The organism is Bacillus sp. B25(2016b) (genome assembly GCF_001679765.1).
Classification (GTDB): domain Bacteria; phylum Bacillota; class Bacilli; order Bacillales; family Bacillaceae_G; genus Bacillus_A; species Bacillus_A thuringiensis_K.
This window is the reverse complement of record NZ_CP016285.1, coordinates 2,541,255-2,560,369: the sequence shown is the minus strand read 5'-3', so window position 1 is coordinate 2,560,369 and position 19,115 is coordinate 2,541,255. Positions and strand designations below refer to the sequence as shown.

Below are 19,115 nucleotides of genomic sequence, written 5' to 3'. Positions count from 1 at the left end.
TCGTCTTTCTAGTTTTATTGAAAACGCTTTTATTCAGTTTTATAATAAAAGTATGTTTTATAAATCTCCAAAACAATTAAAAGGGAGATGATACAATGTTAGCTTCACCGTTTTACTTACATACATGGAAAAAGTTTATTGATGAAGGAGTCCTTGATTCGAACCGTATAAACGAAAGAATTTCAGAATCATGGTACCGATGTAAACAAGCAAATGTGAATCCTCATATGAGTAAAGGTCAGAAAATTTTGTCTTCTGTTTTTTTTCAAGAACAAAAGAAAAAGAGTGAAATTTTCCTTGATATAGCATTACCTCAAATACAAAATATGAGAAAAACCATTGATGAACTACAAATGATGGCATTATTAATCGATCCAGATGGTTATGTTCTATCGTTAAGTGGAAATAAACAAACGTTAAAGCGAGCGAAACATATTAATTTTATTGAAGGTGTAAAATGGACGGAAGCAGCTGTTGGCACAAATGCAATTGGAACAGCGCTAGAAATTGAAGAAGCTATTATGATAAGTGGTACTGAACATTACTCCGTGGTATCTCATAGCTGGAGTTGTGCGGCCGCTCCCATTCATAACGATGACGGGAAATTAATTGGTGTTCTAAATTTCTCATGTCCAATTGAATTTTCGCATCCATATATGCTCGGTATGGTAACTTCAATGGCACATGCAATAGAACGTGAATGTAGCATAAGAGTTCATCAAAATGAATTACACTTAATCCATCGTTTTTTAGATGTCATTGATAGTGATGAACAAGTAGTTATTTGTAATCATCGAGATGTTATCGTTTCTGCGAGTAAGAGCGTTCGTGAACGAATAAATAATTGGTCAAGAATGAAACTTGAAGAGTTAATGTACCATGGATTGGAAACTAAATTAGAGATACCAGTATATAGTAATGAAAGAATGATCGGGAAATGTATGTATTTAAAGGAAAATAAACAAATGAATACATATTCTGCTCTCACATTTATAAAAGGGATTACTTTTTCAGGAGTTACCGGGACAAGCAGAGCATTTCAACACACACTAGAAGAAATTAAGCTTGTTTCACCGACTGATGCTAGTGTGTATGTATGTGGTGAGACAGGAGTAGGAAAGGAATATGTTGCGAGAGCGATTCATGAAAATAGTCCAAGAAAAGACGGGCCCTTTATAGCTGTTAACTGCGGTTCTTTGCCTAAAGAATTAATGGAAAGTGAATTGTTCGGTTATGCTGAAGGTGCATTTACAGGTGCGCGACGTCAAGGATATAAAGGGAAATTTGAACAAGCAAACGGAGGAACATTATTTTTAGATGAAATTGGTGAAGTACCACCAGAGATGCAAGTAGCATTATTGCGTGTTTTACAAGAACGCACAATAACTCCAATTGGGAGTTCAAAATTGGTACCAGTAAATATTCGTATTATTACTGCCACACATAAAGATTTACTACGGTTAGTAGAAGAAGGGAAATTCCGTCAAGATTTATATTATCGTTTGCACGTTTATCCGTTATATGTTCCATCGTTAATAGAAAGAAAAGAGGATATCCCATATTTTATACAACACTTCTGCGAACAGAAGAATTGGAATGTTGTATTTCCAAAGAGTATATACAATCAATTTTTACAACATACATGGCCCGGAAATATTCGGGAACTAGTAAATGTATTAGAACGCATTTACATTTTGTCGCAAGGACGGGAAATATGCGAAAAACAAGTAGCTTTTTTGTTACAAACAATGAGGGGAAATCAACAACAACTTGAGTTACAAGTTGAAAATAAAACAGAAGATACATTACATTTTCGCGAAAAAATACAGCGTGATAGCATGATTGAAGCATTACAAAAGACAAATGGAAATGTTTCGTTAGCTGCAAAACTATTAAATGTACCCCGTAGTACATTTTATAAACGAATGCAAAAATATAAGTTATAAAGTAGATTTTTGCAATCTACTTTTTCTTTGTGGGCTCATGTTCTGTCGGAATGTGCGCTTACCGGGGAAATAATAGAATTGTTAGAAATTAATTTCCGGAAGGGGGACTTATGTGAAGTATATTGAAATTGGCATCGGGAATAGGTGGTTTGTTCGAACGGAAACTGAAAATAAAGATGGGACTGAATTTGAAGAACGAGGTATTATAAAACCTATTTATTTTGAGTCTTTATACGTACGTATTTGGTTTCGGAAAACTTGTTTTATTTTTGATACGAAAGAGGGTTTTAAGAAAGATAAGAAGAGAAGGGTTGAATATAAATTTATTGTTGGAATTGTAAGTAGACTGAATAAAGAAAAAGTGGGCTAACATGCGTAGTTATATTGGACAGGAAATTCTTTTGACTTATATCAAATTCATGAAAAGCACATTTACTAAATATAAATTGTTAATAAAACCGCTAAGAAAACTTAGCGGTTTCTTTTTAAAAAGGGAGGGTTTGCGTATGAATAGGATCGTAACTGTTTTACTTGCAATTATTATAATGGGGTATTCCATTTATAGTTGGAATGATACTTCGGAACTGAGTATGCTAATTTTACAAACGCTTTTAGGGTTTATGTTAGTTAGCTTAGGCGTGCAAAATTTAAAAAATAACGAAAAAGAAAATAGAAGTATAGGGATTGCTTTACTACTCGTGGCTTTGTTTTTAATTGTTGTATCTTTAATAAAATATTTTGTATGAATAAGTTTTTAAATTAATAAAAAATGATTATTTATTGAATCCCCCTCACAATAAAAAGTTAAAATTCTACTTGTATTTCACTATATAAAATATGGCATAATGATTTAGTTAAATAGAAATGGATAGGGTATTTGAGAGGGGCAGTATAATGAGTTTTGCAATTGGAATAGTAATAAAAGCACCAATGGATATTGTATGTGACTATATAATAGAAGATGAAAAAATAAAAGAATGGAATACGTTTATAATAGAAAATCGCTATCCTTCAAATATGGATAAAGAGAATCCACGTGTAGGAGATAAATATATTTCTGTTCAAAAAGTAGGTAAGAAAACATTTGAGGCAGAAGTAGAAATTCTTGAATACGATACACCCCATATTATTTCACTAGGTAGTGAAATGAAGCAAGGATATTCAGCAATGACTTATATGTTAGAAGAAGATGAGGAAGGTACAGCACTAACATTAATTTCAGAATATGAACCTAGTAATTTTTATTATAAAATGATGTATAAGTTAACAGGCTGGATTTCACGAGGTTTAACTATAGAACAAATGGAACGTCTAGCAGAATGTGTAGAAGCTGCTTATCATAAAGAAGATTAATATTAAAAATATATTAAGGTAAAAGCGTTACTCAATCTCATGAGTAACGCTTTTACTGTTTGAAAATTTTTTCATTGAAAATCTCAATAGCTCTTTCATATATTTCTTTATAAACACAAAATCTTTCTGTTATCCAATAATTAAGTTCAGAAGATGTAATGATTTGTTCTCTTTTCTTACCTTGGAAATATCGTTTTAAAACATTATCATTAATAGAAGTTGGAATACCATCGATATAACCGAAAATCTGAATTTTCTTTAATACAGGAGATGTACGCCAATCGTTAGACCTTGAAATAAGTTCTTTCATATTTGATAAGTGTATTGGTTCTATGTGTAAGGTTTTTGTGGGACCTGGATTTCTAGTAATTTCAATCTTATTATTTGAGACTTCATAAGTGAAAGTTTCTCTTACATTACTTACTTGAAATGATTCATAAAGTGGGTAAGATTGGAATAAAGGTGCACAATAACCAACATCAACATAATAAGGTTGGTCTAAGTTAACCCGTAAGCATAAATGTCCGGGATCCATATACATATAATGAACATTAAAACCAAGATTTGATAATAACCAATGAAATCCAATTGAGTGCGTCCAACAAGTACCCCCGAGACCTTTTGTTGTAATACGGTATATGTATGTCTCAATGGAAGGAAAAAAATGACCTGTTTTATTACCTTTTTCCCAGTCAATTATTTTAGTAAGAGTTTCCCACTTTACTTTTTCTTGATGAGCTTTAATAAGTTCATTTAAAAACCTTAAGCTAGTATGCTGTTTTGTAGCACCTAAAAATGATAGAAAACTATTTATTAGTTGTTCTTGAGACATTTTCTTGTCCTTTCTATATAGGAATTGTTATTGGTATTATTATACAATAGATGTCAGGAAATAAAGGTATTTACTAATGAAGTGGGGGAGAATTTTATGTCTATGTCGCTATATTATAAAAAAATCCGTGAGCAATTAGGACATGAACTAATATTCATGCCAAGTGTAGCTGCTGTTATAAAAAATGGGCAGGGAGATATTTTGTTTCAATATCCTGGCGGGGAATACTGGAGTTTGCCAGCTGGAGCAATTGAACTTGGGGAAACTCCAGAAGAAGCAGTAATTCGGGAAGTTTGGGAAGAAACAGGATTGGAAGTACAAGTAAAAAAACAAAAAGGAGTATTTGGAGGAGAAAAGTACCGCCATATATATCCGAATGGTGATGAAGTAGAATATATTGTTGTTGTGTTTGAGTGTGAAGTTACTAGTGGCGAGTTGAAATCGATAGATGGTGAATCGTTAAAACTAAAATATTTCTCTTTATCTGAAAAGCCCCTTTTAGCATTGCCTTACCCAGATAAAATATTTTTATAGTTGTAAAATAGCACACCGTATTTATTGCAGGTGTGCTATTTATATAACCCCGTCGTATACATCTCCGTCAACGAATACACAATTTCCTCTAAGTTAATCTTTTTGTCGTTTTGCATAATAGTCCAAAGAAACGATTCATTCATCGCGAACCAACCGCGTGCTACAATCTCTTTATTTAAATTCGGTTGTGCCAATCCACTTTCTTGAGAGTATGTAATATCCTGTTTAATGCTTTTTATAAAACGTTCCCGAATCTCATCCCATTTTTGCCGTATTTCTCTTGATAATCCTATCGCTTCCTCTACAACTTGCAAAATAGCGCGTTCTTCATTTGCTAATTGCAGGAATGCTCTAACTTGATTTTGGATCATTATACGTGCTTCTTCTTTTGTTTGTGGAGAAAAAGAGCGTTCAGCGATATTATAAAAACGATTCATAACATCTTCCATTAAACTAATTAGGAAATCATCTTTGTTTTTGAAGTATACATATGCTGTACCATATCCGGTTTCTGCATGTTTAATAATTTGTGTAATTGTCGTTTTTTGAAATCCGTTACGTATAAAAATAGTGTAACCAGAGTGTAATAGTTTCTTCTTCGTTTCTAAGGAGCGGTGTTTTCTTGATGAAAGGGTACTGTTTTTCAAAGAATCACCTCTTTATACTGAAATATCTGAAAATATAACTGTATTGTAAAAGAAATTCATATATAAAGTCAACTGACATAATATCATTGACGTCGTATCAATTGAGGTGATATATTTCAATTAGTTAGAATAAAAAGAAAATTAAGAGAAGGTGACACCATGTATAAAGAACCATTTCAACCGAATTATGAATATGCGCTTGAATGTGATAAACATGATGAACTGAAAGATTTTCAAACTGAATTCTATAAAAAAGAAGGAACGATATATTTAGATGGAAACTCATTAGGACTACTTTCAAAAAGAGCAGAGAAATCGTTACTTATTTTGCTAGATTCATGGAAAGAGTATGGCATTGACGGCTGGACAGAGGGTGAGCATCCGTGGTTTTTTCTCTCGGAGAAATTAGGTGAGTTGACTGCACCTCTTATTGGAGCTTTACCAGAAGAAACCATTGTAACCGGTTCTACGACGACGAATATACACCAAGTGATTGCCACATTTTATGAGCCGAAAGGAATACGTACAAAAATTCTTGCGGATGAATTAACATTCCCATCAGATATATATGCACTTCAAAGTCAAATTCGTTTAAAAGGATTAGATCCAGATGAGCATTTAGTAAGAGTGAAAAGCAGAGATGGTAGAACACTTTCTGAAGAAGATATTATCCATGCGATGGAAGATGATATCGCTTTAATTTTATTACCTTCTGTTTTATATAGAAGTGGTCAAATTCTTGATATGAAACGTTTAACAACGGAAGCTCATAAATGCGGCATTCACATTGGATTTGATTTATGCCATTCAATAGGATCTATTCCGCATCATTTCAAAGATTGGGATGTCGATTTTGCTGTTTGGTGCAATTATAAATATTTAAATGCAGGACCGGGTAGTGTTGCAGGCCTTTATGTAAATAGTAAACATTTTAATAGACTGCCAGGATTGTCTGGATGGTTTAGTTCTAGAAAAGATAAACAGTTTGATATGGAGCATACATTAACAGCTGCTGATCATGCAGGTGCTTATCAAATTGGTACACCGCACGTATTAAGTACAGCACCATTAATTGGTTCACTTGAAATTTTCAAAGATGCTGGTATTGAACGTTTACGTGAGAAATCTTTACATATTACGAGATACATGCTGAATTTAATTGGACATGAATTAAAAGATTTCGAATTTACAATTGGAAATCCATTAGAGGATGAAAAACGAGGCGGGCACATTTATTTAGAGCATGCAGAAGCAGCACGTATATGTAAAGCACTAAAAGCAAATGGAGTAATTCCAGATTTTAGAGCGCCAAATGGGGTGAGACTTGCGCCGGTCGCTTTATATAACACATACGAAGAAGTGTGGAAATCTGTACAAATATTAAAGAAAATTATGAAAAATGAAGAGTATAAGCAGTTTGAAAATAAGCGAGAGGTTGTGGCATAAATATGAAAACATCAGAGTGGATTGATATTTCACAACCGCTAAATAATAATATTGCAACGTGGCCAGGAGACACACCGTTCTCGTATGAAGTTTCATGGTCAAAAGAAGAAAGTGGCTCAGTAAATGTCGGAAAGTTAACGATGAGTATTCATACAGGCACTCATATTGATGCACCATTTCATTTTGATAATGATGGAAAGAAAGTATTGGATTTAGATGTTCAAGTTTATGTTGGCCCAGCACGGATTATTGACGTTTCTAATCTTGAAAGCATCGGGAAAAAGGAATTAGAAAGCTTTCATTTAGAAGGTGTAGAACGATTATTATTACGTACATCTTCACATGGAAAAGCTGAAGAATTTCCAGAGGTGATCCCTCATTTACGTGCAGACATAGCATCGTTTCTTTCAGAGAAAGGTATTCGTTTAATCGGAGTAGATGTACCATCAGTTGATCCGCTAGATGATAAAGAATTAGCAGCGCATCATCAATTATTTAAACATGGAATTCATATTTTAGAAAATGTCGTACTAGATCATGTAGCAGACGGTGATTATGAACTTATTGCATTACCACTTGCATTAACTGATGCAGATGGAAGTCCAGTTCGAGCCGTTATTAGACCAATATAAGTAGAATCATATAAAAGGGGCGTTTGGCTAATATGAAAGAAAATGAAAAAGTAATTATGGAAAAAGGGATTCATACGGATTTTAAAGAGAATATGACGTATGGGGAGTATTTACAATTAGATAGTTTACTATCTTCTCAAAAAAGATTATCGGACCATCATGATGAAATGTTATTTATCGTTATTCACCAAGCAAGTGAGCTTTGGATGAAGCTCATTTTACATGAGCTAAATGCGGCGGTTGAATCTATTAAACAAGATAAATTACAACCAGCTTTTAAAATGTTAGCACGTGTATCAAAAATTCAGTCTCAAATTATTCAATCTTGGGATATTCTTGCGACATTAACACCATCAGAATATATTGAGTTTCGTGATTCACTCGGTCAAGCTTCAGGTTTTCAATCGTATCAATATCGTATGATTGAGTATGCACTTGGCTATAAAACGCCACACGCATTAAAAATTTATGAAAAGGATCCAGAATTACATGCACGACTTCATAAAGCGCTACATGCACCAAGTCTATATGATGTCGCGATTCAAGCATTAGTAAAAGAAGGATTCCCTATTCATAAAGATGTGTTAAACCGTGATATTACGCAGCCTTATGAAGAAGATGCAACAGTAGAAGCAGCATGGTTGGAAGTGTATGCGGATGTGAAAAAATATTGGAATTTATATCAGCTTGCTGAAAAATTGATTGATATTGAAGACTGGCTACAACAATGGCGTTTCCGTCATATGAAAACAGTAGAAAGAATTATTGGGCATAAAATGGGTACAGGTGGATCCTCCGGTGTTTCTTATTTAAAGCGAGTACTTGATCAACAATTCTTCCCAGAGCTTTGGAATGTTCGTACGAAATTATAAAAATAAACCTGTCAGTTCATTATGGCTGACAGGTTTATTTTTATTTGAGCACAATTATGTTTAAAATGAAGGAACAAGATATAATAAATGGAGTAACTATTTAAATGGAGGTAAAGTTTTTGGATTTCAAGCAACTAGAAAATAAATTCGAAAAGAAAAAAGTGAATACATTTCTTGTTTATCAAAAAGGGGAATTAACAACTGAGTATTATAAAACACCCGAATGTGCAAATAACTTATATAAAATAAATTCGATTACAAAAAGTATCGTATCTTTATTAATTGGTATTGCAATTGATAAGGGCTATATAAATGATATACATACATCAATTACAGAGTGGATTGAAAATGTACCTGGGGAAAAACATGATTTAACGCTATATCACTTATTAACAATGACTACTGGTGAGGACTGGAAAGAGTTTGGGAATGGAGTAGTATTCCCAAATGACTTTGTAGAATCAGAGAACTGGGTACAGTACATATTAGAAAAGCCAATAATTGAAGAACCTGCTACAAAAATGAATTATAATTCAGGTTCTTCTCATTTACTGAGCTATATTATTCAAGAAGCTACTGGAATTTCGACAGAGCGGTTTGCAAAGAAATATTTATTTGATCCATTAAAAATTAACGAATACGAGTGGCAACAAGATCCGCAGGGTATATATGTAGGTGGCTTCGGTATGAAAATGAAATCTACCGATTTATTAAAATTAGGAAAATTATGTTTACAAAATGGATATTGGAATGGGAAAGAAATTGTATCAGCGCAATGGTTAGAAGAGTCAAGCAGGGCGCAATTTGAAACATATGAACATGTCGGCGCATATGGCTATCACTGGTGGGTATTACATAACGAAAGATTTCCCATACCGTATTGTATATATTTTGCTATGGGATATGGCGGACAATACATTGTTATCATTCCTCAGTTAGAAGTAGTAGCTATTATAAGTAGTCATATGCCAAAACGTGGGCTCGTTCCATTAAAACTATTTATTGAGCATGTACAGGGAAACTCCAATTATATATAAGAAAAGGAGGGAATGTATGAGGGATGAAAAAACTTTATCTTTATTTAGATTCTGTTTAAGTCTTCTAGTATGTAGCGCCATTATTACGCAATTCATAATTAGGGCACAAGTGAAGCCGTTTAATCCAGTTAACTTTTTTAGTTTCTTCACTATCGAAAGTAACATTTTAGTTGCATGTATTCTCCTTTTAAGTAGTATCGTAACAGCTACATTTGGTCGCTCAGAGCAGTTTGGTATACTTCGTGGTGCAGCAACGGTATACATACTTACGACTGGACTCATTTATTTTTTATTATTAAGAGGGTTAGAAGAATCACTTCAAACGGCAATACCATGGGTAAATACTGTGCTACATTATATCATGCCGATTACAATGCTTTTAGATTGGATTTTAAATCCACCTATTAAGAAAATCACTTGGAAACAATCTGCAAGTTGGCTCTTATTCCCGTTTTTTTATGTGGTATATAGCTTAGTACGTGGTCCAATCGTGAATTGGTATCCATATCCGTTTTTAGATCCAAGAATAGGTGGGTATGGTAAAGTACTTTTATACAGTATAGGGATAGCAGTTGTAATTGGCGCTATTTGTATATTGGTAAGATTTTTAGGGAATCGAAACTTTAGAAAAGAATTTTAGAAATGCAAGAACCCCCACTGTGTCTGTTTTTAACAGTGGGGGTTTCACTTTATCTACTCGTCTTCTGAAACGACATCTTTATAAATTTCTCCGTCTTTGTTTCAAATTCTACATCAACAAAAACACCATATTCTTTTCCATCTTCACGTAACCACAATTTAAATTTTTCAACAGTTATTTGAACTGTTTTGGGTTTTCTACCTATATGAAGATAGTCAATAATTTCTGCTTTTGGGTATTGTTCTTTCGTCTTTTCTACGGCTAGCTTACCCCATTTGGCATACGGCGGCTGCGCATGAACAATTGATGAGCCTGTATATATATTTGAACATGTTGTTAGGAACAGAATGACAAGTGCGACACGCTTTAACAATTTCTTCATGATGAACTCCTTTTATCTTTTTTGTATATTGTTTACATATTTTTTCAACGATATTAGTTTGGATTTTTTTGTCTTCTTTACATAAAAGCGAGGCTTTTACAAAACATAACCAAGAAATCATTTCCGTAATTAAGGAGGAAAAATTATGCGCCAAAAGGCTATTTTTAAAATAGCAGTTTTACTTGCGTTCATAGGGCTGTCTTTAATGGTCAGTAGTATACAACTAAAGAATGTAGAAGCTTTTTCTAATCAAGTCATTCAAAGAGGGGCATCTGGCGAAGATGTCATTGAACTGCAATCTCGTTTGAAATATAACGGATTTTATACGGGAAAAGTGGATGGTGTTTTCGGATGGGGTACATACTGGGCACTTCGGAATTTTCAAGAGAAATTCGGATTACCCGTTGATGGTTTAGCTGGAGCTAAAACGAAGCAAATGCTCGTGAAGGCAACGAAGTATGACAAGTCAACTGCTAATAAAGGGACGACAACGAATAAAGGAAATAGTGGTGGCACTGCACAGGAGAATAAACCACCTCAAAATAAAGGGACAAATGTTCCGAACGGTTATTCTCAAAATGATATTCAGCTTATGGCAAACGCAGTATACGGGGAATCACGTGGTGAACCGTATTTAGGACAAGTTGCAGTAGCTGCTGTTATTTTAAATCGTGTTACAAGTGCGTCGTTCCCAAATACTGTTTCAGGTGTAATCTTTGAGCCTAGAGCATTTACAGCGGTAGCCGATGGACAAATATATTTAACGCCAAATGAAACAGCAAAAAAAGCAGTTTTAGATGCGATTAACGGATGGGATCCAACAGGAAATGCTTTATATTATTTCAATCCAGATACTGCGACTAGTAAATGGATTTGGACTCGTCCACAAATTAAAAAAATCGGTAAACATATTTTCTGTAAATAGAGTGGAGGTGGGACAATGTTAAGAGGTATTATCATTGTATTATTAACAGTCGGTGTAGTAGGAACAGGATACTGGGGCTATAAAGAGCACCAAGAGAAAAATGCGGTTTTAATTCGAGCGGAAAATAGTTATCAACGTGCATTCCATGATTTAGCATACGAAGTCGATTTATTGCACGATAAAATTGGTACAACACTTGCGATGAATTCACGATCATCTTTATCACCTGCACTAGCGGATGTATGGCGTTTAACATCTGAAGCTCGCTCGGATGTAGGGCAACTTCCTTTAACATTAATGCCATTTAATAAAACGGAAGAATTTTTAGCGAATATCGGTGATTTTAGTTACCGTGCAGCCATTCGTGATTTAGAAAAAGAACCGTTAAATGAGCAAGAATATAAAACGTTGCAAACTTTATATTCAAATGCAGGAAATATACAAGATGAACTAAGAAAAGTACAACATCTTGTTTTGAAAAATAATTTACGCTGGATGGATGTAGAAATGGCACTTGCATCAAATCGCGATCCAGCAGATAACACAATTATTGATGGATTGAAAACTGTAGAGAAAAACGTAACATCATATTCTTCTACAAACTTCGGACCGACCTTTACAAGTGCGCAAAAAAATAAAAAAGGTGGATTTGAAGCGGAAGGAAAGGCAATTTCTAAAGATGAAGCGGCGAAAATTGCCAAATCGTTTTTGAATTTAAAAGGAAATGAAAAAGTAGATGTTGAGAAAAGCGGAAAAGGTGCGAAAGAATCCTTCTATAGTGTGAAAATTAAAGATGAAGCAACGAACAATGAGTTCTATATGGATATTACCGGAAAAGGCGGATATCCAATTTGGGTTATGAATAACCGCGAAATTAAAGAACAGAAAGTTAGTTTAAACGATGCAGGTAGTAAAGGTTTGAAATTTTTAAAGGACCATAAGTTTAATAATATGGAGCTTTATGATAGCTCTCAATATGATAATGTTGGTGTATTTACGTATGTAGTAAATGAAAATGGAGTACGAATTTATCCAGAAGCAATCCAAATGAAAATTGCTTTAGATGATGGTTCTATCGTAGGGTTCTCCGCAAAAGAATATTTAGCGTCACATCAAAAGCGAACAGTTCCATCGGCAAAGCTAACTACAGCAGAAGCAAGAAAGAAAATCAATCCGGATGTAAAAGTCATGGAAGAACGTAAAGCTGTTGTAGTCAATGATTTGCATAAGGAAGTACTTTGCTATGAATTTATAGGTACTTTAGGAAAAGATACGTATCAAATATTCATTAATGCTAATAGCGGGGCCGAGGAAAAGGTAAAGAAAATGCAAGCTGTTGAAAAAATTTATGATTAAACCTTAATAGTGAAGTGGTGAAAATAATGAAAACTCTAATATATATATTGATGCTTTGCTTCGTTATAACTGGATGCAGTATTGGAAAAAAAGACAATCCAAACGAAAAGTCGGAACAAAAAAATGTTTCAATGAAAAATGTTAATTATACGAATAAATCAAATAAGCCAAATGAAAAAGCAGCAGATCATTTAGCATCTTTAGCAGCAAGTTTGCCAGGTGTGAATGATGCAACAGCGGTCGTTTTTGGAAAATATGCTATTGTAGGTATAGACGTAAAAGCAAAACTTGATCGAACTCGTGTTGAATCAATTAAATACTCTGTTGCAGAAAGTTTAAAAAATGACCCTGACGGTGCTAATGCAGTCGTTGTAGCAGATGTTGATACGTATGAACGCCTAAAACAAATTGGAAAGCAAATTAAAAAAGGAAAAACAGGTGAAGGTATACTAGATGAATTAGCGGCTATTGTGGGCCGAGTAATGCCACAAGTTCCAAATGATATGATTGAAAATAGAGAAACGAATCCAATTAAAGATAATGATAAACAATTACCAAAAGATGAAGAACAAGAGTTAAGAAAAGAACAGGATGATCAATCAAATAATCATTTGAATAAATGAAATTAACCTCGTACTTAATTGTACGAGGTTTTTGAATGTAATATTAAATATTCAGTTTATTTTCAAGGGAATATATGGTTTAATTATGATGGGAGGGACAACTGTTATGATGAAAAAAAGCGCATGTATATTGTTTAGTTTATGCTTAGGTTTCAGTATGACAGCGTGTGAACAGAGAAAAGAAGTGAAAAATCAAACAGCAACTTCTTCTACTGTGATGGAAAGGCAACAGAAAGATTCTATTAATATAAATCATTTCTCGAACATAAATGAAGGAATGACTTATACAGAAGTGAAAGATTTAATTGGTTTTGAAGGGGATTTACTTATAGAAGAAGGGGTAGAACATTCTACACAAATTAAACAAATTTTTGTTTGGAAAGGAAACGATCCAAATTCATTTGTTGAAATTACCTTTTTAGATGGAAGAGTGCATTCAAAAGCACAGCAAGGTATAAGTTAATAAGCTAAAAAATGGGAGAGTTTAGCATGAACATACACACAGGGGAAATTCAATTAGTTCCGTATAAGGAGAAATATAAAGAAGTTATACAAACATTTACTTTACCAAGTGAACAAGTCCAGTTTACATCAGATCCAAGCGCATTACTGGAGAAAGAAAAAAGTGATCGTACAAAAAACGTGATTGTTATTTTAGATTACAACGGGTTACCTGTTGGTCTTTTCGCATTGCAAACAGGAGATAGAGTAAAGAAGTTCACTGATAATGAGGATGCTTTACTTTTAACATCATTTTCTATTAATCACAATAGACAAAGAAAAGGATACGCTAAAAATTCATTGTTATTATTAGAAGAGTTTGTAAAACGTTATTTTCCAATAAAAAATGAAGTTGTACTTGCTGTGAATGAAAGAAATATTCCTGCACAAAATTTATATGCAAAAGTCGGCTTCCAAGATAAAGGTTTTAGGAGAATGGGGCCAATTGGCCAACAAATAATAATGCATTTACCTATAATGGAATAACGAGATAAAAAACTTACTCTTGAATATTCATGTAGTAGGTTTTTTTATTTTAACAATATATAATATATGTATATAAAATGAAACAGAAATGAAGGATATAAAAAATGAATCAAGATAGAAAATGGTATATTGTTGGGGGAAGAGTGATTAAAACTGGGATTGCAGTTTTTCTTACAGTGTTAGTTTGTGAATTTTTTAACATCCCAACTATTTTTGCTGTAATAACAGCAATTGTTACAATTGAACCAACTGCAACAGACTCAATAAAAAAAGGACTTATTCGCTTTCCGGCCTCAACAATTGGATCGGCATATGCCATGACTTTCACATTTTTCCTAGACTACCAAGCAATTTCTTATGCATTAGCTGCAATGTTTACGATCGTTACATGTCAAAAACTAAGGTTACACGCGGGTACTTTAGTCGCAACTTTAACTGCTGTAGCTATGATTCCAATTACGGCAGATCATTATTTTACTGCATTTTTAATTCGTTTAGCTACTACATCTACTGGTATTATAGTATCTACTTTAGTGAATTTTTTCATTTTTCCACCCCACTATACGAAAACGATTTTTGGATGCACAGAGGATCTATTTGCTAAAACAGCAAATATTATGGAAGAATGGATTGCTGCATTAGTTGCAGGAAAAGGTATGAAAAATGAGACTGCTCAGGATTTATCTAAATTGACTTTATTATTGCATAAGGCGATACAATTTGTTCAATATGAGCAGAAAGATTGGAAATATCATCAACATACAAAGAAGGAAATGCGAAGCTTTTTAACTATGCAGAAGCAACTTCATATATTACAACAAATCATTTACCATATAGATAATTTAGCTCGAGTGTCAATTGAGACTTGTGACTGGTCACAAAGTGAAAAGGAAATATTACAACGAACAATTCATTCTATAATTGCTATATTGAGAAACCGTTGTAATGAAATTAATGAGGAACATTTTAAACTTATTGCTGAATTAGACAAGCAATTTTGGAGTTATAAAAATGATTTAAAAGATTATAAACCAAATCATTATCATCACCATTTTTCAAGTGAATCTATTATTTTATTTGAGGTATTATCTATTCATGATATGTTAGAAGAATTAAAACAAATATCCGAGAAATATGAGTGGGAAAATCGATTCAATTGATAAGTTCATTTTACTGTGGGGGGGATAATATGACACTTTATATTGCATTACTAAGAGGAATCAATGTCGGTGGCCATAAAGTAATCAAAATGGCTGATTTAAAACGAGTGTTTGAATCAATAGGGTTAAAACAAGTGAAAACATATATACAAAGTGGTAATATTGTGTTCGAATCTGAGGAAGGTATAAACTTTCTAAAGGACCGAATACAATCTGAAATAAAAAAAGAATTTGATTTCGATGTTCCAGTCATGCTAAGAACACATGATGAATTTATAAATATTATTAAACAATGTCCATATGAAGTTCATTCATTGTTAGAAGGAGAAAGTGTTCATATTGCTTTTTTAGCTAATGTACTTTCTGAAGAAGAGAGTAGTCAATTGCTTACATTTAAAAGTGAACTTGAAGATTGCTATATAGATGAGAAGGTCGTTTATTTATTTTTCAAAAATAGCATTCGAAATTCTAAATTAATGAACCAGTTTCAGAAGTTACATACACCAGCTACAGTTAGGAATTGGCGGACTGTGAATAAATTAAAAGCAATTGTAGAGAGTATGTAAATATAAAAAGATGAGGTTTTCTACATGTAGAAAACCTCATCTTTTTACTTATATTGTTTTGCAACTATGAGTTCGACAATAGGATAAATAAAGAATGAAGAGCAAATTGCGATGAACAGGGGGAGGTTTTTTACTCCATCTAAATTAGCCCCCATAGAAAATCCTTCGGAGAAGATTAATAAAAGGAACATTACAACTACAAGCACAAAATACGCAATTTTAAAGCTTTTATATGTAATTTGTTGTCCCATCTCATCTTGACTTTCTTCTGACACACCGCGGGGATCTCCCCATGTAATATGATTAAGGAGGTAGCTAAGTATTAAAGCGCTTGAGAAAATGGTTCCACCTAAAATTACACCTTCATTGATGTATTTATAGGTACCATGTATAAGGACTGCGACTAATGATAAAACGATTGTTATTAAAATGAATTTATTACGATTCATATTAGAACAACACCTCCACTATTGTAAAAAACTATTTACAACTATAGTATAAAATTTGGAAAGTTTTGTGTCAAATATTTTTTACACGCAATGCGTAATTATGTAATATCTTGTTTTTGTAATGAGTAAAAAATTACAATACATTTGAATGTAAAAGAATGGGCTCGCATATATTTGGAAGGGATGTCAGATTAATTTAGGGGGTAGTTATGTCTATACTTTTAAAGGCTGGTGCAGATGCAGGAAACAACGGTTTGAAGTTAATGGTGAAAGGGCAAGACCCTATTTTTATTCCGAGTATTTATTCTTTATATATAGGTGAGCCTACAGGACTCTTAGATGAGGTAGATGTCTCATTATCTGAATTAGAAAACCACATTGATGTGACTATAAGTTCGCCATCGTTAATGTTAAATAATGTACGATACATCGTTGGAGAAAAAGTTATTCAAGATCAATTAAAAGGTACTGAGGTAGAGAAGAAATCGAATAAGTCGACTGATGAGTTAATGGTTATTACAATTCTATCAGGTTTAGCTGTAAGCGCTATGCGTCAAAGTCCAACTTCTAGTCATATTAATATTCGTTATGATTTATCTGTCGCTCTTCCTATGCAGCTTATTACACAAGAAATAGCTGCTGAAAATGCAAAACGTTATATGGGAAATCATAAGGTTATTTTCCATTATCCGAACGGACGTGATGTGACAATTAATGTTTCAATTGAGTATTGTAAATGCCTGCCTGAGGGTGCTTCTGGGACGTGGGGCATTGTATACGATGAAGAAGGAAATGTTGTGAAACATAAAATAGAATGTGAACAAAATAAAGTGTCAGAAATTGATTTTGTTGATAAAACACTATTATCTTTTGATATTGGCGCAGGGACGACAGAAGAAGTAGTATCACTAGGCGTAAACTTTAGACCACAACTAAGTAAGGGTTTATCGTATGGTGTGAAAGAAACGTTACTACAAATTATTACGAGATGGAACCGGAAGTATCCAACAAAGACAATTGATAGTATTACAGAGTTCAATCAAATTTATTTAAATGATAAACACCCTAGAAATGCATTATTAGTTGAGGAATCACAACCAGCATTATTAGGTTTAGCAGCGCGCGTTGCAACGGATATTATAAACAAAATTGATGATATGAAAGACGATCCATACGTGTTTATTTATGGCGGGGGTGCAGTAATTATTAAAAACAGTTTAAAAATGATTTTAAAGCAAAAAGGACGACTCAAAAATGTAATCTTTGTAGATAATCCGTTATTTACAAATGCACGAGGATTATTAGTATATACTTGTTCACCAAAATATAGAGAGCATAAGCAAAAAGAGTTAGGATTTACAAACTTAACGATAAGTTAGTTGGTGGAAGTATGCGATCTAGGCGATATAAACGTGGTGATCGAGTAAAAATCAATATTCATAAATCGGTATCACCTGAAATGCTTGCGTGGCTGAATAAACAATCAAATCCAACTAATTTCTTCTTTTTTGCTGCACAGCAACTATTTAAACAAGTAGGAGATATTGACGTTTCAAAAGCTTTACCAAGCAGCCATGTTTTCTCATTATATGTGGAGCCTTCATCCTTATTAAAAGTCGAAGTAAACCCTTTTAAAAACATGACACTAGACACAAATACATCCACCGAAAATGCAAAAAAAAAATTATGGGAATCTGTTGATCAATTAGATTGTCCATTTTTTTAAACATAGAAAAGTATAAAAAGTCCCCATCACTATACATACGAATACAGTGATGGGTTTTTGTTTGTAACTAGAAGGAGGCACAATACAATTTGTGCCCCTTCCATTAGTTATTTATCTAAATTTTAGATGTATGTTTAGAAACAGCATTAATTATGCTTTCCCAGTCATCTGGATGGTTTTCATGGCCTGCTCCTTTAAGAGTTAATAGTACTGAGTTTGGAATTTCACCAATTAGTGCGAGGCCATGTTCAAATGGGAGTGCTGTATCGTCTGTTCCGTGAATAACTAATGTAGGTGCTTGTATGGATTGAAGTACACCTTCATATGCATCATCACCTTGAAGTAAAGCGTGATTAAACATACTTAATAAATTGTTTGCGCGTTCTATTTCTTGTTTTACTTGTTTATAAACTCTATTTTCATCAAATATTCGTTCTGATCCACATAATAGACGAGATCCTGAAACTAAATACTCTGCCACATCATTTTTATTTGCCCAATCTATACTTGTGCCATTTACATGATGTGTTAAAATTCTTTCATCCATTGGAGGTAAATCGCGAGTATTGTCATCAGATCCTATTACACTAGTCGCTAGTAAAGTTAGCGTCAAAATTCTTTCGGGATGTTTTACAGCGGCAATTTGAGCAATCATACCACCTAATGACATACCAAATAGGTGAGCTTTATCAATATGATAAGCATCTAGTACTCCAATTGCATCTTCAGCCATATCTGTTACTGTATAATTGGAAGTTCTAGGTTCATAGGCAACAGAGCGTCCAACATCACGGTTATCAAAGCGAATAACAAACTTCCCCGTACTAGCCAACAGCTCACAAAACTCTTCGTCCCAATAAACCATGGAACATGTAGCGCCCATAATTAATAAAATAGCAGGGTTCTTAGGGTTTCCAAAGCTTTCTGTACATATATCAATTCCATTTATTTTAAATATCTTTTCACTCATATAGTTAGCCCCATTTCTTTTGAATTTAATTA

Annotated in this window: 23 protein-coding genes and 1 pseudogene; 19 read left to right on the top strand and 5 right to left on the bottom strand. The window is 33.5% G+C overall.

Features of this window, described 5'->3' with window-relative positions; genetic code table 11:
* The first annotated feature begins 95 nt into the window (after window positions 1-95).
* The 4 genes from BAQ53_RS12970 (at window position 96) to BAQ53_RS12955 (ending at window position 3,299) form a co-directional block, all read left to right on the top strand.
* The gene (locus BAQ53_RS12970; protein ID WP_089148766.1) at window positions 96-1,946 is read left to right on the top strand and encodes a sigma-54-dependent Fis family transcriptional regulator; all 1,851 of its coding nucleotides are present in this window, start codon (window positions 96-98) and stop codon (window positions 1,944-1,946) included.
* A 112-nt stretch (window positions 1,947-2,058) separates the two neighbouring features.
* Window positions 2,059-2,316, top strand: coding sequence for a DUF3977 family protein (locus tag BAQ53_RS12965; protein WP_000873842.1), 258 nt, complete (start codon window positions 2,059-2,061; stop codon window positions 2,314-2,316).
* A gap of 136 nt (window positions 2,317-2,452) precedes the next feature.
* Window positions 2,453-2,692: a DUF3953 domain-containing protein gene (locus tag BAQ53_RS12960; protein ID WP_001080074.1), complete on the top strand. Its 240-nt coding sequence runs from the start codon at window positions 2,453-2,455 to the stop codon at window positions 2,690-2,692.
* 148 nt (window positions 2,693-2,840) lie between these two features.
* The gene (locus BAQ53_RS12955; RefSeq protein ID WP_208905395.1) at window positions 2,841-3,299 is read left to right on the top strand and encodes an SRPBCC domain-containing protein; all 459 of its coding nucleotides are present in this window, start codon (window positions 2,841-2,843) and stop codon (window positions 3,297-3,299) included.
* A gap of 27 nt (window positions 3,300-3,326) precedes the next feature.
* On the opposite strand, the pseudogene BAQ53_RS12950 reads toward BAQ53_RS12955, so the two are convergent.
* Window positions 3,327-4,131, bottom strand: a pseudogene (locus BAQ53_RS12950) (arylamine N-acetyltransferase family protein).
* A 96-nt stretch (window positions 4,132-4,227) separates the two neighbouring features.
* Here BAQ53_RS12950 and BAQ53_RS12945 point away from each other — a divergent pair.
* Window positions 4,228-4,665 (top strand): NUDIX hydrolase, encoded by a 438-nt coding sequence (locus tag BAQ53_RS12945; protein ID WP_089148768.1) that lies wholly within the window; start codon window positions 4,228-4,230, stop codon window positions 4,663-4,665.
* Between the two features lie 35 nt (window positions 4,666-4,700).
* Here the strand turns inward: BAQ53_RS12945 and BAQ53_RS12940 are convergent, their stop codons facing one another.
* The gene (locus BAQ53_RS12940) at window positions 4,701-5,312 is read right to left on the bottom strand and encodes a TetR/AcrR family transcriptional regulator (protein ID WP_000798546.1); all 612 of its coding nucleotides are present in this window, start codon (window positions 5,310-5,312) and stop codon (window positions 4,701-4,703) included.
* Between the two features lie 159 nt (window positions 5,313-5,471).
* Here BAQ53_RS12940 and kynU point away from each other — a divergent pair, with 159 nt between their 5' ends.
* From kynU to BAQ53_RS12915, 5 genes are all read left to right on the top strand, one after another.
* Window positions 5,472-6,758, top strand: coding sequence for a kynureninase (gene kynU, locus BAQ53_RS12935; protein WP_000276257.1), 1,287 nt, complete (start codon window positions 5,472-5,474; stop codon window positions 6,756-6,758).
* A 2-nt stretch (window positions 6,759-6,760) separates the two neighbouring features.
* Entirely contained in the window at window positions 6,761-7,390 is a 630-nt protein-coding gene (kynB, locus tag BAQ53_RS12930) for an arylformamidase (protein WP_000858074.1), read from the top strand.
* Between the two features lie 32 nt (window positions 7,391-7,422).
* Entirely contained in the window at window positions 7,423-8,262 is an 840-nt protein-coding gene (gene kynA, locus BAQ53_RS12925; protein WP_000661972.1) for a tryptophan 2,3-dioxygenase, read from the top strand.
* Between the two features lie 119 nt (window positions 8,263-8,381).
* Entirely contained in the window at window positions 8,382-9,299 is a 918-nt protein-coding gene (locus BAQ53_RS12920) for a serine hydrolase domain-containing protein (protein WP_208906931.1), read from the top strand.
* Window positions 9,300-9,315: 16 nt separating this feature from the next.
* Window positions 9,316-9,939 (top strand): Pr6Pr family membrane protein, encoded by a 624-nt coding sequence (locus BAQ53_RS12915; protein WP_001204114.1) that lies wholly within the window; start codon window positions 9,316-9,318, stop codon window positions 9,937-9,939.
* 49 nt (window positions 9,940-9,988) lie between these two features.
* On the opposite strand, the gene BAQ53_RS12910 is transcribed toward BAQ53_RS12915, so the two are convergent.
* Entirely contained in the window at window positions 9,989-10,321 is a 333-nt protein-coding gene (locus BAQ53_RS12910) for a DUF3889 domain-containing protein (RefSeq protein WP_000734902.1), read from the bottom strand.
* A 145-nt stretch (window positions 10,322-10,466) separates the two neighbouring features.
* Here BAQ53_RS12910 and sleB point away from each other — a divergent pair, with 145 nt between their 5' ends.
* The 7 genes from sleB to BAQ53_RS12875 all read left to right on the top strand — a co-directional run bounded on the left by sleB (window position 10,467) and on the right by BAQ53_RS12875 (window position 15,938).
* Window positions 10,467-11,246, top strand: a complete 780-nt coding sequence (sleB, locus tag BAQ53_RS12905; protein ID WP_001249053.1) for a spore cortex-lytic enzyme — start codon at window positions 10,467-10,469, stop codon at window positions 11,244-11,246.
* 15 nt (window positions 11,247-11,261) lie between these two features.
* A complete protein-coding gene (ypeB, locus tag BAQ53_RS12900; RefSeq protein ID WP_000943729.1) occupies window positions 11,262-12,602 on the top strand; it encodes a germination protein YpeB in 1,341 nt (446 codons plus the stop codon).
* A 26-nt stretch (window positions 12,603-12,628) separates the two neighbouring features.
* Window positions 12,629-13,225 carry a YhcN/YlaJ family sporulation lipoprotein gene (locus tag BAQ53_RS12895; RefSeq protein ID WP_000854058.1) on the top strand — a complete coding sequence of 199 codons (597 nt, stop codon included), beginning with the start codon at window positions 12,629-12,631 and terminating at the stop codon, window positions 13,223-13,225.
* A gap of 106 nt (window positions 13,226-13,331) precedes the next feature.
* Complete coding sequence (locus BAQ53_RS12890) at window positions 13,332-13,688, top strand: hypothetical protein (protein WP_208906930.1); 357 nt, start codon at window positions 13,332-13,334, stop codon at window positions 13,686-13,688.
* A gap of 11 nt (window positions 13,689-13,699) precedes the next feature.
* Window positions 13,700-14,212, top strand: coding sequence for a GNAT family N-acetyltransferase (locus tag BAQ53_RS12885; protein WP_208906929.1), 513 nt, complete (start codon window positions 13,700-13,702; stop codon window positions 14,210-14,212).
* Window positions 14,213-14,316: 104 nt separating this feature from the next.
* Window positions 14,317-15,372, top strand: coding sequence for an aromatic acid exporter family protein (locus tag BAQ53_RS12880; protein ID WP_208906928.1), 1,056 nt, complete (start codon window positions 14,317-14,319; stop codon window positions 15,370-15,372).
* Between the two features lie 29 nt (window positions 15,373-15,401).
* A complete protein-coding gene (locus tag BAQ53_RS12875; protein WP_000177389.1) occupies window positions 15,402-15,938 on the top strand; it encodes a DUF1697 domain-containing protein in 537 nt (178 codons plus the stop codon).
* A 44-nt stretch (window positions 15,939-15,982) separates the two neighbouring features.
* Here BAQ53_RS12875 and BAQ53_RS12870 read toward each other — a convergent pair whose 3' ends face one another.
* Window positions 15,983-16,387 (bottom strand): hypothetical protein, encoded by a 405-nt coding sequence (locus tag BAQ53_RS12870; RefSeq protein ID WP_001081360.1) that lies wholly within the window; start codon window positions 16,385-16,387, stop codon window positions 15,983-15,985.
* 209 nt (window positions 16,388-16,596) lie between these two features.
* On the opposite strand from BAQ53_RS12870, the gene BAQ53_RS12865 reads away from it, so the two are divergent.
* Both BAQ53_RS12865 and BAQ53_RS12860 read left to right on the top strand, forming a co-directional pair.
* Window positions 16,597-17,766 (top strand): ParM/StbA family protein, encoded by a 1,170-nt coding sequence (locus BAQ53_RS12865; RefSeq protein WP_000025621.1) that lies wholly within the window; start codon window positions 16,597-16,599, stop codon window positions 17,764-17,766.
* Window positions 17,767-17,777: 11 nt separating this feature from the next.
* The gene (locus BAQ53_RS12860) at window positions 17,778-18,113 is read left to right on the top strand and encodes a hypothetical protein (protein WP_001257760.1); all 336 of its coding nucleotides are present in this window, start codon (window positions 17,778-17,780) and stop codon (window positions 18,111-18,113) included.
* 115 nt (window positions 18,114-18,228) lie between these two features.
* Here BAQ53_RS12860 and mleBCA read toward each other — a convergent pair whose 3' ends face one another.
* On the bottom strand, window positions 18,229-19,083 hold the full coding sequence (gene mleBCA, locus BAQ53_RS12855; RefSeq protein ID WP_001290771.1) for a BCA family alpha/beta fold macrolide esterase: 855 nt from the start codon (window positions 19,081-19,083) through the stop codon (window positions 18,229-18,231).
* Window positions 19,084-19,115 lie beyond the last annotated feature (32 nt).

What these genes read in the sequence shown, in the direction of transcription:
- BAQ53_RS12895 (WP_000854058.1), top strand. Translation starts at nt 12,629, where the DNA reads ATGAAAACTCTAATATATATATTGATGCTTTGCTTCGTTATAACTGGA.
- BAQ53_RS12890 (WP_208906930.1), top strand. Translation starts at nt 13,332, where the DNA reads ATGATGAAAAAAAGCGCATGTATATTGTTTAGTTTATGCTTAGGTTTC.
- BAQ53_RS12875 (WP_000177389.1), top strand. Translation starts at nt 15,402, where the DNA reads ATGACACTTTATATTGCATTACTAAGAGGAATCAATGTCGGTGGCCAT.
- ypeB (WP_000943729.1), top strand. Translation starts at nt 11,262, where the DNA reads ATGTTAAGAGGTATTATCATTGTATTATTAACAGTCGGTGTAGTAGGA.
- BAQ53_RS12880 (WP_208906928.1), top strand. Translation starts at nt 14,317, where the DNA reads ATGAATCAAGATAGAAAATGGTATATTGTTGGGGGAAGAGTGATTAAA.
- BAQ53_RS12915 (WP_001204114.1), top strand. Translation starts at nt 9,316, where the DNA reads ATGAGGGATGAAAAAACTTTATCTTTATTTAGATTCTGTTTAAGTCTT.
- BAQ53_RS12970 (WP_089148766.1), top strand. Translation starts at nt 96, where the DNA reads ATGTTAGCTTCACCGTTTTACTTACATACATGGAAAAAGTTTATTGAT.
- kynU (WP_000276257.1), top strand. Translation starts at nt 5,472, where the DNA reads ATGTATAAAGAACCATTTCAACCGAATTATGAATATGCGCTTGAATGT.
- BAQ53_RS12870 (WP_001081360.1), bottom strand. Translation starts at nt 16,387, where the DNA reads ATGAATCGTAATAAATTCATTTTAATAACAATCGTTTTATCATTAGTC.
- BAQ53_RS12885 (WP_208906929.1), top strand. Translation starts at nt 13,700, where the DNA reads ATGGGAGAGTTTAGCATGAACATACACACAGGGGAAATTCAATTAGTT.
- BAQ53_RS12960 (WP_001080074.1), top strand. Translation starts at nt 2,453, where the DNA reads ATGAATAGGATCGTAACTGTTTTACTTGCAATTATTATAATGGGGTAT.
- kynA (WP_000661972.1), top strand. Translation starts at nt 7,423, where the DNA reads ATGAAAGAAAATGAAAAAGTAATTATGGAAAAAGGGATTCATACGGAT.
- BAQ53_RS12865 (WP_000025621.1), top strand. Translation starts at nt 16,597, where the DNA reads ATGTCTATACTTTTAAAGGCTGGTGCAGATGCAGGAAACAACGGTTTG.
- BAQ53_RS12860 (WP_001257760.1), top strand. Translation starts at nt 17,778, where the DNA reads ATGCGATCTAGGCGATATAAACGTGGTGATCGAGTAAAAATCAATATT.
- mleBCA (WP_001290771.1), bottom strand. Translation starts at nt 19,083, where the DNA reads ATGAGTGAAAAGATATTTAAAATAAATGGAATTGATATATGTACAGAA.
- BAQ53_RS12910 (WP_000734902.1), bottom strand. Translation starts at nt 10,321, where the DNA reads ATGAAGAAATTGTTAAAGCGTGTCGCACTTGTCATTCTGTTCCTAACA.
- BAQ53_RS12955 (WP_208905395.1), top strand. Translation starts at nt 2,841, where the DNA reads ATGAGTTTTGCAATTGGAATAGTAATAAAAGCACCAATGGATATTGTA.
- kynB (WP_000858074.1), top strand. Translation starts at nt 6,761, where the DNA reads ATGAAAACATCAGAGTGGATTGATATTTCACAACCGCTAAATAATAAT.
- sleB (WP_001249053.1), top strand. Translation starts at nt 10,467, where the DNA reads ATGCGCCAAAAGGCTATTTTTAAAATAGCAGTTTTACTTGCGTTCATA.
- BAQ53_RS12945 (WP_089148768.1), top strand. Translation starts at nt 4,228, where the DNA reads ATGTCTATGTCGCTATATTATAAAAAAATCCGTGAGCAATTAGGACAT.